Below are 12,271 nucleotides of genomic sequence, written 5' to 3'. Positions count from 1 at the left end.
CCGGAGCTTCTCGGGACGATCTTGTTGTTCGGCTTCGCACCTGGATTCTGCCTCCGGATCATCCTGCTCGGTTACCCGCGCGGGCACGATCGTCGGCGCGAACTGCTTGCCGAGCTCCCCGAAGTCCCCTACGTCAAAAGGCCGATCTGGGTCGCCTCGCAGGTGGAGACGGCGCTGTTCGAAGGTGTCCCGGCGCGGATCGCCGAACTCCGGAGTCGGTTGCGTGCCAAGAAGAGTGCGGGCCTCGAGCGGTCGACGTTCTCGTTGCCCGCCGTCTCGGAGGGCATCGTTTTCGGCTCGCTCCGCGAACTGAGTGTCTCAGGAGTTCACCGAGCACCGCAGGCCGGCATCGTGAGTGCCGCGCGGCACGGAGCCGAGTCCATCGTCGTCGGCGACCCGTACTCCGGCTCGGACACTGGCGACTTCTCGGACCCCTCTGGCACAGTCCCGGTCATGACCGAACGACCGCGGCGCCCGAAGGTCCCGCTCACCGGCGGCGAGCGCGAAATCCTCACCAGCCTGCTCGACTACCACCGCGCCACCGTCGCGTGGAAGGCCGGCGGCCTCACCGACGAGCAGGCTCGCCGAGTGCACCTGCCGAGCGAGCTGACGACCGTCGCCGGGCTGATCGCGCACCTGACGCTCAACGAGTGGTTCTGGTTCGGCGTGGTCGTCGACGGCGAAGAGGACACCTGGGAGCGGAAGCTCGAGCAGGATCCGGACGCCGAATTCCGCGTCCCGCCCGGGACGTCGGTGGAGCGGCTTCTCGCGGACTACGAGAAGCAGTGCGCCCGCAGCCGGGAGATCACTGCCGCTCGCGGGCTCGACGATCAGGTGACGCACAAGGGCGAAACCTTCAACGTCCGCTGGGTCGTCACGCACATGATCGAGGAGACCGCCCGGCACGTCGGCCACCTCGACGTGCTGCGCGAGCTGACCGACGGCCTCACCGGGGAGTGACGCGCCGCGGCGGCAGCGGGAAGAAGCCGCTGGTCCGCTCGACGTAGTGCGCGTACGCCGGGCGCGTGCGGGCCATTCCCTTCTCCAGCATGGGTTTCCCCGTCCCGCGGACCAGGGTGAACGTCATCGCCACGGGGGAGAGGACGGTCGCCGCGCCCGGCCACGTCGAACAGGCCAGCAGGTAGAGGCCCCACCACACGCACGCGTCGCCGAAGTAGTTCGGGTGCCGCGTGTACCGCCACAGCCCGGTGTCCAGCACGCGGCCGCGGTGGGCCGGGTCGGCCTTGAACCGGCGCAGTTGCTCGTCGCCGATCGCCTCGAACGCGAACCCGACCAGCCAGACCACCACACCGAGCCAGCCCAGTACGCCGAACCCCGTGCCGTCCACCGCGAACTGCACGGGCAGCGACACGAAGTACAGCACCAGCGCTTGGACCAGGTACACGCGCAGGAACATCTTCAGCGGCCCGTGCCCCATCCGCGCGTACCGCGGGTCCTCCGGCAGCCGGTGGTTGCGCAGGTGCAGGTGCACCGCCAGGCGCACGCCCCAGACGACCGTCAGGAGGACCACCACCAGCCGCAGCGGAAGCGGCCCGTCGCCGAAGGGGAACGCGGTGACCGCGACGAGCGCGAAGCCGAGGCCCCAGAACGTGTCGATCGTGTCGTACCGCCGGCGCGCCCGCGCGATCCCGAAGGTCACGGCGACCGCCACGAGCGTGACGGCGGCCGTGACGAGCAGCTGCGGCACCGTCACCACTCCCGCGTCGCGGGCATGCCGGAGCCACCGTGCCGGTCGGGCCGCACGGCCAGGATCTGGTCCACGCCCATCCGGTTCTCCTCGAACGCCAGCGCTCCGCCCACCAGGTACAGCCGCCAGACCCGCGCGCCCGTCTCGCCGATGAGCGCGACGACGTCGGCCCAGTTCCGCTCCAGGGTGGCGGCCCAGGCCCGGACCGTCCGGACGTAGTGCTCGCGCAGCGCGTGCACGTCCCGCACCTCCAGCCCCGCGGTCTCCAGGTGGCCGATGGTCCGCCCCACCGGGCGCATCGTCATGTCGGGGGCGATGTACCGCTCGATGAACGCGCCACCGCCCGGGGCCACGTCGCCGCGGGACATCTGCTGGAGCAGCACCCGCCCGCCCGGCTTCACCATGCGGTGCAGCGTCGCCGCGTACGCCGGGTAGTTCACTTCGCCGACGTGCTCGCCCATCTCGATCGACGCGACCGCGTCGAACGGCGCGTCCGGCAGCTCCCGGTAGTCCTGGCGCCGCACCTCGACGCGGTCGGCCAGGTCGTGCTGGGCGAGCCGGCCGCGGATGTGCTGCAGCTGCTCGGCCGAGAGCGTGATGCCGACGGCCTCGACGCCGTGGTGCTTGGCCGCGTGGACGAGCAGGGAGCCCCAGCCGCAGCCGACGTCCAGCAGCCGCATGCCCGGGCGCAGTCCCAGCTTGCGGCAGATCAGCTCCAGCTTGTCGTGCTGCGCCTGCTCGAGGCTCGCCGACTCGGTGGTGAAGTACGCGCAGGAGTACGCCATCGACTCGTCCAGCAGCAGCTGGTAGAAGGCGTTGCTCAGGTCGTAGTGGTGGGCGATGGCCGAGCGGTCGCGCAGCAGGCTGTGCAGCTTCCCGGACAGCCGGGCCTCCTCGGCGGGCGGCTTCGGCGGCAGCCCGGCGACGCCGAGCCGGGCGGCCAGCCGGACGGCTTCGGCCCACTCGCGCGGCCCCGGTTTCACCCGGTTCAGCTCCCCTGAGCGGGTGAGGGCCCAGATCCGGCGGAAGCCGTCCGCGAGATCGCCTTCGACGTCGAGGTCGCCGGTGACGTAGGCGCGGGCGAGCCCCAGCTCGCCGGGCGCGTAGAGCAGGCGGCGCAGGGCACGGCGGTTGCGGAGCACGACCATCGGGGCGTCCCGGGCGCCGGCCCGGGTGCCGTCCCAGGTCCGCAGGCCCACGGGGAGGGGCCCGCCGAGGAGTTTCCCGGCGAAGGAGGCAAGGCGGTGCGCGGTGGTGTGCGGCATGCCCGGGATTCGCTCTCCCCGCCCCGGTGGATTGGTCGGCCACGACCAGCCGGGGCGGAGCGCCCACGAAACCTCCGGCAATCCGGCCGGGCCGCGGTCCCGAAGGACCGGTGTGGAGATCACGGGAGAACGCATCGGCGTCATCGGCAGCGGGGTGGCCGGCCTGACCGCGGCCTACCTGCTGCAACGCAAGTACGAAGTGCTGCTGTTCGAGGCCGACGACCGCCTGGGCGGGCACGCGCACACGCACGACGTGCCGAGCACCCACGGCGGCACGGTCGGCGTGGACTCCGGCTTCATCGTCCACAACGAACGCACCTACCCGACCCTGCTCAAGCTGTTCGGCGAGCTGGGGGTGCACACCCGCGACACCGAGATGTCGATGAGCATCCGCTGCGACGGCTGCGGCCTGCAGTACGCCGGCGCCAAGGGCGTTGGCGGGCTGTTCGCCCAGCGCGGCAACGTCGTCCGCGGCCGCTACCTGCGGATGCTGGCCGAGGTGAAGCGGTTCCACCGACACGCGAAACGGTTGCTGGCGGCGAAGGACGCCGGCGACGTCACGCTCGGCGCGTTCCTCGCCATCGGCGGCTACACCCGCTACTTCGTCGACCACTTCATGCTGCCGCTGGTGTCGACGGTCTGGTCGGCCGACCGCACCGACACCCTGCGGTACCCGGCGCGGTACCTGTTCGAGTTCCTCCGCAACCACGGCATGCTGTCGGTGCAGGACTCGCCGGCCTGGCGGACCGTCGTGGGCGGCTCGCGCGAGTACGTCGAGCTCGCGGCGAAGCAGCTGACGGCGGTGCACCTGTCGACCCCCGTGCGGTCGGTGCTGCGGACCGGCGGCGGCGTGGAGATCCGCGACGACGCCGACACTCCGCACCGCGTCGACCGGGTCGTCGTCGCCACCCACGCCGACCAGGCCCTCGCCCTGCTGGCCCACCCGACCGCCGCCGAGCGCGAGGTGCTCGGCGCGTTCCGGTACTCCGCGAACGAGGCGTGGCTGCACACCGACACGAGCGTGCTCCCGGCGGCGCCCGGCGCCCGGGCCGGCTGGAACTACCGCGCGCCCGCCTGCGGCGCGCCCACCGGCGCGGTCCAGGTCAGCTACGACATGACCCGCCTGATGCGGCTCGACGAGCCGACCGGCTACGTCGTCACGCTCAACCCCGGCGACGGCCCCGGCCCGGAGCACGTCGTCGCGCGGATGCGGTACGAGCACCCGGTCTACACGCCGGAATCCGTTGCCGCGCAACGGCGGCTGCCCGAGCTCAACGACGGCGTCGTCGCGTACGCGGGCGCCTACCACGGCTGGGGCTTCCACGAAGACGGCTGCGCCGCGGGCGCCCGCGCCGCGGAAAGCCTCGGGGTGACGTGGTGACGAACGCCCTCTACGACGCCACGGTCGCGCACGTGCGGCGGATCGACCCGCCGCACGCCTTCGCCCACCGCGTGTACCTGTGGCGGGTGGACCTGGCCGACCTCCCGCGGCTGCCGTGGTGGCTGCGGCCGTTCGCGCGGTTCGACCGCCGGGACCACTTCGCGGCCGCGGATCCGCGCGGCATCCGGGAGAAGCTGGACGCCTGGCTCGCCGAGCGCGGGGTCGACCTGCGCGGCGGGCAGGTCGTCATGCTGGCCGCCGCCCGCGTGCTCGGGTACGTGTTCAACCCGATCAGCGTCTACTGGTGCCACGGCCCGGACGGCAGGCTCGCCTGCGTCGTCGCCGAGGTGCACAACACCTACGGCGGCCGCCACGCCTACCTGCTGCACCCCGACGAGGCCGGGCTCGCCCGCGTGGCCAAGGAGTTCTACGTCTCGCCGTTCCAGGAGATGGACGGCGAGTACCGGATGCGCCTGCCGCGCCCGGAAGCGCTGCTCGACCTCACCGTGGCGCTGCGGCGCGGGACGGCCACGCCGCTGGTCGCTACGCTGCGGGGAGTTCGCCGCCCGGTGAACCCGCGGTGGCTGGCCCGGCTCGTGCTGGCCCGGCCGCTGCTCCCGCAGCGGGTGGCCGCGCTGATCCGCCGCCACGGCGTCGCCCTGTGGCTGCGGAAGGCCGCGGTCGCGCCACGCACCCCGCAGACCGCCGGAGGACAGCTGCATGGATGAGCCGGCCCGCCCGCGCCACATGGCGCCGGTGCCCTCCGAGACCCCGGCCGGTCCGACGGCGGAAGAACTCATGGTGCGCGTCGCCAAGGGCGACGAGCGCGCCTTCGAGCTGCTCTACGACCAGCTCGCCGGGCCGATCTACGGGCTCGTCCGGCGGATCGTGCGCGACGCGGCCCAGTCCGAAGAGGTCGCCCAGGAGGTCCTCGTCGAGCTGTGGCGCACCGCGACGCGGTATGCCCCGGACAAGGGCTCGGCGCTGAACTGGGCGATGACGCTGGCGCACCGCCGCGCGGTCGACCGCGTCCGCTCGGCGCGCGCGAGCACCGAACGGGAGCAGAAGGCGACCTTCGAAGCCGCCCGCGGCCGCCCGTTCGACGAGGTCGCCGAGTCCGTCACCGCGCGGCTCGAACGCTCCCAGGTGCGCCGGTGCCTGTCCTTCCTGACCGAACTGCAGCGCGAGTCCGTGCTGCTCGCCTACTACCAGGGCTATACGTATCGTGAGGTGGCCGAAGTGCTGTCGACGCCGCAAGGAACCGTCAAGACGCGGCTGCGGGACGGGCTGATCCGCCTGCGTGACTGCCTGGGGGTGACCGCTTGAGCACGCCGGAGATGCACACCCTGGCCGGCGCCTTCGCGCTCGACGCCGTCAACGACGTCGAGCGCGCGGAGTTCGCCCGCCACCTCGAACAGTGCGACTCGTGCGCCCAGGAGGTCGCCGAACTGCGCGCGACCGCGGCCCGGCTGGGCGCGGCGATGGCCGAGGAGCCGCCGCCGGAGTTCAAGGGCCGCGTCCTGGCCGCCATGCACGCCACCCGCCAGCTGCCGCCGCGCACCCGGCCCGGCGCACCCGAGCGGCACCGCCGCTCGGCGCGGGCGCCCCGCTGGGCAGTGCTCGTGTCGGCCGCGGCCGCCGTCGTCGGGCTCGCCGCGGGCGGGGTGTTCGGCGGCATCGCGCTGAACCAGCGGCAGGAGCTGCAGACCGCGCAGAGCCGCCTCGACCAGGCGAAACAGCAGTTCGCGCCGGTGGCGGCCCTGCTCGCGGCCCCGGACGCGAAGACCGCGCACGGCGAGGCGCCCACCGGCGGCGGTGTCACGGTGGTCCTGTCGCGGTCGCTGAACCGGGTGATGGTGATGGACGCGGGCCTGCCGGCGCAGCCGGGCGGGAAGGTCTACGAAGCCTGGCTGATCACCGGCGCGGACGCGCCGCGCTCGGCCGGGGTGATCGCGGCGGCGGACCAGGGCGGCTTGGTCGTGGCGGACGGCGTCGGCGGCGCCGACAAGGTCGCGGTGAGCGTCGAGCCGGCGGGCGGATCGGCCACCGGAACGCCCACGGACGTCCTGATGAGCATGCCCGTGCCCGCTTGAACCGGCGGCCATACCAGACCGGGTTGCGGCGGTGTTCGCGGCCCGTCGCTCTTGCGCGCCCGAACGTGTTGTGGCAAAACACCTTTGCGACACACGGCGTGCCTACTGGATTAGAGCCTGCCTGGTGCCTACCGTCCTGCCTAACGTCGGCGGTTGACATAACTCTCGATCTGGGGTTGAGGTTGAGGGTTTGATCACCGGCGACGGGCTGTACGGGCACAACGATCAGGAAGGCGGACTTCGATGACGCCCCCGCACAACTACCTTGCGGTGATCAAGGTGGTCGGCATCGGCGGTGGCGGCGTGAACGCCGTGAACCGCATGATCGAGGTCGGCCTCAAGGGTGTCGAGTTCATCGCGGTGAACACCGACGCGCAAGCACTGCTCATGTCCGACGCCGACGTCAAGCTGGACATCGGCCGCGAGCTGACCCGCGGCCTCGGCGCGGGCGCCGCCCCCGAGGTCGGCCAGAAGGCCGCCGAAGACCACCGCGAAGAGATCGAAGAGGTCATCAAGGGCGCCGACATGGTGTTCGTGACCGCGGGCGAGGGTGGTGGCACGGGGACCGGCGGCGCGCCGGTCGTCGCGCAGATCGCCCGCAAGCTGGGCGCGCTCACCATCGGCGTCGTGACCCGGCCGTTCACCTTCGAGGGCAAGCGGCGCGGCAAGCAGGCCGAAGAGGGCATCCAGGCGCTGCGCAACGAGTGCGACACGCTCATCGTGATCCCGAACGACCGGCTGCTGCAGCTCGGCGACATCGGCGTCTCGCTGATGGACGCGTTCCGCTCGGCGGACGAGGTGCTGCTCTCCGGTGTCCAGGGCATCACCGACCTGATCACCACCCCGGGCCTGATCAACCTCGACTTCGCCGACGTCAAGAGCGTGATGTCCGGCGCGGGCTCCGCGCTGATGGGCATCGGCTCGGCGCGCGGCGAGGGCCGGGCCATCCAGGCCGCGGAGAAGGCGATCAACTCGCCGCTGCTGGAAGCGTCGATGGACGGCGCCCACGGCGCGCTGCTGTCCATCGCGGGCGGCTCCGACCTGGGCCTGTTCGAGATCAACGAGGCCGCGTCGCTGGTGCAGGAGTCCGCGCACCCGGACGCGAACATCATCTTCGGCACGATCATCGACGACTCCCTCGGCGACGAGGTCCGCGTCACGGTGATCGCGGCCGGCTTCGACGCCGGCGCGCCGACGCACAAGAAGCTGGACCCGTCGACCTTCGGGTCCGGTTCGCGGGGGTCGTCCACCACGGCCTCGGCCTCGGCGGGGCAGGTCTCGAACCCGCAGTCGCCGCCGTCGGGCGCCACCCCGGTGCCGTCCGCGGGCAGCTCCGGCTACCCGGTGGCGCCGCCGCGCCCGCACTCGCCGCTGCCGTCGGCCACCGGCAACCCGCCGTCCGGCGGGCTCCCGCAGCCCGGTGGCGGCTCGCGCGGCTACTCGCCGCTCGGCTCCAACGCGACCCAGGGCAGCCTGCCCGGCCGCGCGATGCCGGTGCACGACGACCCGTCGGACGACGAGGTCGACGTCCCGCCGTTCATGCGGCGCTAGTCACCGCCTCCGAAGGCCGTCACCCGCGAACTAGAGTCGTGGGTGACGGCCTTCATTGACGTCCAGGAGGATTTGTGCGGGTTAGGCGAGTGGTCACGACCAGGGCGGGCGGCGCGTCACGGCCGCCGTACGACACGTTCAACCTGGGGGACCACGTCGGCGACGACGAGGGCAACGTCTTCGCCAACCGCAAGCGGCTGGCGAGCGAGCTCGGCCTGGCCGAGGACAAGCTGGCCTGGATGGAGCAGGTCCACGGCCGGACGGCGACGATCGTCGACGGCTCGGAGACCCGTCCGGCGGAAGCGACCGACGCCCTGGTGACCGCGACCCCGGGCGTCGCGCTCGTGGTGCTGGTCGCCGACTGCGTGCCGATCCTGCTGGCCGACGCCGAGGCCGGGGTGGTCTCGGCGGTGCACGCCGGCCGGGTGGGCACGCGCGTCGGCGTCGTCCCGGCGGCGGTGAAGGCCATGCGGTCGGCCGGTGCCGACGTGGGGCGCATCGAGGCACTGCTCGGTCCGGCCATCTGCGGCGACTGCTACGAGGTCCCCGCGGAAATGGCCGCCGACGTCGAGAAACACGTGCCCGGCAGCGCGTGCAAGACCCGCAAGGGAACGCCGGGCCTCGACCTGCGCGCGGGCCTCTGGCGGCAGCTCGCCGACCTCGGCGTCGGCAAGATCGGCGTCGACCCGCGCTGCACGAACGAGGACAAAACGCTGTTCAGCTACCGCCGCGACGGGACCACCGGGCGGATCGCCGGCATCACGTGGATCGAAGCATGACCGGCCGCAAGGCCGAGCTGGCCGAGAACCTCGCCGAGGTCGAGGCGCGGATCGCCGCCGCCTGCCGGGCCGCCGGGCGCGCCCGCGACGAGGTCAAGCTGATCGCGATCACGAAGACCTTCCCCGCGTCCGACGTCGCGCTGCTGGCCGAGCTCGGCGTCACCGACGTCGGCGAGAACCGCGACCAGGAGGCCGGCCCGAAAGCCGCCGAAGTCCCCGGGCTGCGGTGGCACATGGTCGGGCGGCTGCAGCGCAACAAGGCCCGATCGGTGGTCGGGTGGGCACACGAAGTGCAGTCCGTCGATTCGGCCCGGCTCGCCGACGCGCTCGCCAAGGCGGTGCGTGCGGCTCGCGACGCCCAGATACGTGACGAACCCCTCGACGTGCTGCTCCAGGCCAGTCTCGACGACGACCCGGAGCGCGGCGGCTGCCCGCTGGCCGAGCTCGGCGCGCTCGCCGATCGCGTCGCGCAGGCGGAGGAGCTGCGGCTTCGCGGCCTGATGGCCGTCGCGCCGCTGGGCGCGGACCCGGCCGCCGCCTTCGAACGGCTCGCCCGGGCGGCCGGGGAGCTCCGAAAAGATCACCCGAATGCCGCAGACGTCTCCGCCGGGATGAGCCATGATCTCGAACAGGCGATCACGCACGGCTCGACCTGTGTGCGTGTCGGAACCGCGTTGCTCGGTGGACGCGGTTTAGCCTCGCCGTAGGGAGCTCGCGCGGGTCGTCACGTTTCGTATCCGCCCGCACGGGGCACTGACGGCGTGGAGAACAGTCAGTGCGGGAGCGGCTAGGGCTAGGGAGAGGCATGAGCGCGCTGCAGAAGCTGAAGGCCTACTTCGGGATGGTGCCCGCTGACGAGGACGGTTACGACGAAGACGACTACCGGCGTGGTTACGACGACGACTACGACTCCTACGAGGAGCCGGCCCCGCGCTCGTCGCGTTCACGGTACCGCGAGGTCGACGACACGTACGACGAGCCCGTCAGCCGAAGCCGGTCACGCTCCGTGCCCAGCTCCGAGCCGGCCGTTCACGGCGCGCTCGCGATGGACCGTCAGCCGGAGCCGGTCGCACGCCTGCGACCGGTCACCGAACCGGTCGTCCGGCAGCCGGTGCGTGACCCGTTGAGCCGCATCACGACGCTGCACCCGACCAGCTACGCGGAAGCGCGGGCGATCGGGGAGCACTACCGCGAGGGCATCCCGGTGATCATGAACCTCACCGAGATGGAGAACGCGGACGCGAAGCGGCTCGTCGACTTCGCCGCCGGGCTGGCGTTCGCGCTCCGGGGGTCGATGGACAAGGTGACCAACAAGGTGTTCCTTCTCTCACCGCCCGATGTGGACGTCACCGCGGAAGACCGTCGGCGGATTGCCGAGGGCGGATTGTTTTTGCGGGGCTGAAGTCGCCGGTACCGCTGAGCGCAAGCAGACGTGACTTTGCCGACCGGATGTGAGGTCGGCCCCCTCAACTGCGTCTTCGGAGAGGACGCCCGGTTAGAGTAGGTATGTGGAAGCTGTGTGGCTGGTCGTCTGGTACGTGCTGTTCGCCTTCTGGCTGCTGCTGACGGCGCGGATCGTGGTCGAACTCGTCCGGACCTTCGCGCGTGAGTGGCATCCGGCCGGAGGGGTTGCGGTCACGCTCGAGACCATCTACACAGTGACGGACCCGCCGGTCCGTTTGTTCAGAAGGATCATTCCGATGGTCCGGATCGGCGGCGTCGGACTGGACTTGTCGATTATGGTGCTGCTGTTGGTTGTGTTCTTCGCGATGCAACTGGCGACTCCAAGTTGATCGGGGAAACTTGGGTGGACCCTGCAGGCCATGGAGTGCGTGAGGTGATCTGATGTCGTTGACCCCCGCTGACGTGCATAACGTCGCGTTCAGCAAGCCGCCCATCGGCAAGAGGGGCTACAACGAGGACGAGGTGGACGCGTTCCTCGACCTGGTGGAGACCGAGCTGGCCCGGTTGATCGAGGACAACAACGAGCTGCGCCAGCAGATGGAACAGCTCGACGCGGAACTCGAGTCGACCCGCAGCGAGCTGGAGAACGCCAAGGCGAACGTCGGCGCGCCCCCGATGCGTGAGGAGCCCTCGCGGCGCCTCGCGCCGGTGCCGCCGCCGCAGTCCGCCATGGAGCAGACCCAGGCGCACTCGATGGTGCCCGACAGCACCGAGCCGAACGTGCAGGCCGCCAAGGTCCTGGGCCTGGCCCAGGAGATGGCCGACCGGCTCACCGCCGAGGCGAAGACCGAGTCCGACGGGATGCTGGCCGAGGCCCGCACCAAGTCCGAGCAGCTCCTTTCGGACGCCCGGGCGAAGTCCGACTCGATGGTGAACGAGGCGCGCACGCGCGTCGACACGATGCTGAACGACGCGCGGACCCGGGCCGAGACGCTCGAGCGTCAGGCGCGAGACAAGGCGACGACGCTGGAGCGCGAGTCGCAGCGCAAGTACACCGAGACGATGAACAGCCTGAACTCCGAGAAGAGCGGGCTGGGCAAAAAGATCGAAGAGCTGCGCACGATCGAGCGGGAGTACCGCACGCGGCTGCGCGGGTTCCTCGAGTCCCAGCTGCGTGAGCTCGACGACCGCGGGTCCGCGGCCCCCGCGTCGGCTTCGTCGAACTCCGGGCAGTCGTCCGGGTCGTCGAGCGGCGGGCAGGGCTACTCCTTCGGCCCGCGGGCCGAAGCCGGCTGAGTTCTTTTCGCACCGTGGCACGCCCCGCCTCCGGGGTGTGCCACGGTTCGGAGTCGATCCGGTACCACCCGTGGGCGGGTCGCGGTCCGCTCCCGGGTGGTTCGTGCTGTAATTCAGCGTGCTTTACATCGTGCTGGTCCTGGTACTGGCGGCTCTGGGGTTGCTCGTCACCGCCCTGATCACGGCTTCATCGCTGTGGGCGTGGGTATCCATCGGCCTGTCCGTGCTGGCCGGGCTGATCCTGGTCGCCGACTGGCTGCGCCGCCGTCGCCGCTCCGCCGCACCGGCCGCCGCTCCCGCCGCTCCCGCCGTCTCCACGTCGGAGCCGGAGCCGGAAGCGCCGGTCGAGGAAGAGCAAACCACCCTGATCCCGGCATCCGGCGACCTGGGCGACCCGGCCGACACGCCCGGGCCCGCCCCCGCCGACGCTTCAGCCGAGACCGAAACGACGGCCGATCCCGAGCCGGGCGTCGAAGACACCCCGGAAGCCGACATCGCGGTCTTGGCCGACCTCGAGGACGAGGTCGTGGTGGTCGACGAGCACCCCCGCTACCACCTGCGCACGTGCGAGTGGCTCGGCACCCGCGACACGATCCCGATCGGCGTCGGCGAGGCCCGCCAGCTCGGCTTCACCCCCTGCGACCGCTGCAACCCCGACGCCACCCTGGTAGCAGCCCACCGCTGACAGTGATGCCCCGCCAATCACGCGTGATGCCCCTCTGATCACGCGTGATGCCCGCCAATCACGGGTGATGCCCGGCGGAACCCGCGTGATCAACGCCGGAACTCGCGTG

Annotated in this window: 14 protein-coding genes; 12 read left to right on the top strand and 2 right to left on the bottom strand. The window is 71.7% G+C overall.

Annotated elements, in window-relative coordinates:
• Positions 1–453 precede the first annotated feature (453 nt).
• On the top strand, positions 454–960 hold the full coding sequence (locus DV20_RS37420) for a DinB family protein (protein ID WP_043788323.1): 507 nt from the start codon (positions 454–456) through the stop codon (positions 958–960).
• On the opposite strand, the gene DV20_RS37415 is transcribed toward DV20_RS37420, so the two are convergent.
• Together DV20_RS37415 and DV20_RS37410 are read right to left on the bottom strand one after the other, a co-directional pair.
• Entirely contained in the window at positions 947–1,717 is a 771-nt protein-coding gene (locus DV20_RS37415; protein ID WP_043788149.1) for a DUF1295 domain-containing protein, read from the bottom strand. The genes DV20_RS37420 and DV20_RS37415 overlap by 14 nt on opposite strands.
• The gene (locus DV20_RS37410; protein ID WP_043788148.1) at positions 1,711–2,973 is read right to left on the bottom strand and encodes an SAM-dependent methyltransferase; all 1,263 of its coding nucleotides are present in this window, start codon (positions 2,971–2,973) and stop codon (positions 1,711–1,713) included. The genes DV20_RS37415 and DV20_RS37410 overlap by 7 nt, the downstream gene beginning before the upstream one ends.
• A 112-nt stretch (positions 2,974–3,085) precedes the next feature.
• Here DV20_RS37410 and DV20_RS37405 point away from each other — a divergent pair, with 112 nt between their 5' ends.
• From DV20_RS37405 to DV20_RS37355, 11 genes are all read left to right on the top strand, one after another.
• Positions 3,086–4,354, top strand: coding sequence for an NAD(P)/FAD-dependent oxidoreductase (locus DV20_RS37405; protein ID WP_043788146.1), 1,269 nt, complete (start codon positions 3,086–3,088; stop codon positions 4,352–4,354).
• Positions 4,348–5,082 (top strand): DUF1365 domain-containing protein, encoded by a 735-nt coding sequence (locus DV20_RS37400; protein ID WP_043788145.1) that lies wholly within the window; start codon positions 4,348–4,350, stop codon positions 5,080–5,082. The genes DV20_RS37405 and DV20_RS37400 overlap by 7 nt, the downstream gene beginning before the upstream one ends.
• The gene (sigK, locus tag DV20_RS37395; protein ID WP_043788144.1) at positions 5,075–5,680 is read left to right on the top strand and encodes an ECF RNA polymerase sigma factor SigK; all 606 of its coding nucleotides are present in this window, start codon (positions 5,075–5,077) and stop codon (positions 5,678–5,680) included. The genes DV20_RS37400 and sigK overlap by 8 nt, the downstream gene beginning before the upstream one ends.
• Positions 5,681–5,691: 11 nt before the next feature.
• Positions 5,692–6,447 (top strand): anti-sigma factor, encoded by a 756-nt coding sequence (locus tag DV20_RS37390; RefSeq protein ID WP_043788322.1) that lies wholly within the window; start codon positions 5,692–5,694, stop codon positions 6,445–6,447.
• 243 nt (positions 6,448–6,690) lie between these two features.
• Positions 6,691–7,998, top strand: coding sequence for a cell division protein FtsZ (ftsZ, locus tag DV20_RS37385; protein WP_043788143.1), 1,308 nt, complete (start codon positions 6,691–6,693; stop codon positions 7,996–7,998).
• A gap of 74 nt (positions 7,999–8,072) precedes the next feature.
• Positions 8,073–8,777, top strand: a complete 705-nt coding sequence (gene pgeF, locus DV20_RS37380; RefSeq protein WP_043788142.1) for a peptidoglycan editing factor PgeF — start codon at positions 8,073–8,075, stop codon at positions 8,775–8,777.
• Complete coding sequence (locus DV20_RS37375) at positions 8,774–9,484, top strand: YggS family pyridoxal phosphate-dependent enzyme (RefSeq protein ID WP_043788141.1); 711 nt, start codon at positions 8,774–8,776, stop codon at positions 9,482–9,484. Before pgeF ends, DV20_RS37375 begins: the two co-directional genes overlap by 4 nt.
• A 98-nt stretch (positions 9,485–9,582) precedes the next feature.
• Positions 9,583–10,179 carry a cell division protein SepF gene (locus DV20_RS37370; protein WP_043788140.1) on the top strand — a complete coding sequence of 199 codons (597 nt, stop codon included), beginning with the start codon at positions 9,583–9,585 and terminating at the stop codon, positions 10,177–10,179.
• Positions 10,180–10,294: 115 nt separating this feature from the next.
• Entirely contained in the window at positions 10,295–10,570 is a 276-nt protein-coding gene (locus tag DV20_RS37365) for a YggT family protein (protein ID WP_013224824.1), read from the top strand.
• Positions 10,571–10,622: 52 nt separating this feature from the next.
• Positions 10,623–11,477: a DivIVA-like cell division protein Wag31 gene (gene wag31 / locus DV20_RS37360; protein WP_043788139.1), complete on the top strand. Its 855-nt coding sequence runs from the start codon at positions 10,623–10,625 to the stop codon at positions 11,475–11,477.
• Positions 11,478–11,595: 118 nt separating this feature from the next.
• The gene (locus DV20_RS37355) at positions 11,596–12,162 is read left to right on the top strand and encodes a hypothetical protein (protein WP_043788138.1); all 567 of its coding nucleotides are present in this window, start codon (positions 11,596–11,598) and stop codon (positions 12,160–12,162) included.
• Positions 12,163–12,271 lie beyond the last annotated feature (109 nt).

The sequence above is a fragment of the Amycolatopsis rifamycinica genome (genome assembly GCF_000695625.1).
Lineage (GTDB): Bacteria > Actinomycetota > Actinomycetes > Mycobacteriales > Pseudonocardiaceae > Amycolatopsis > Amycolatopsis rifamycinica.
The sequence above is the reverse complement of the archived record's forward strand: the minus strand, read 5'-3'. Positions and strand labels throughout refer to the sequence as shown.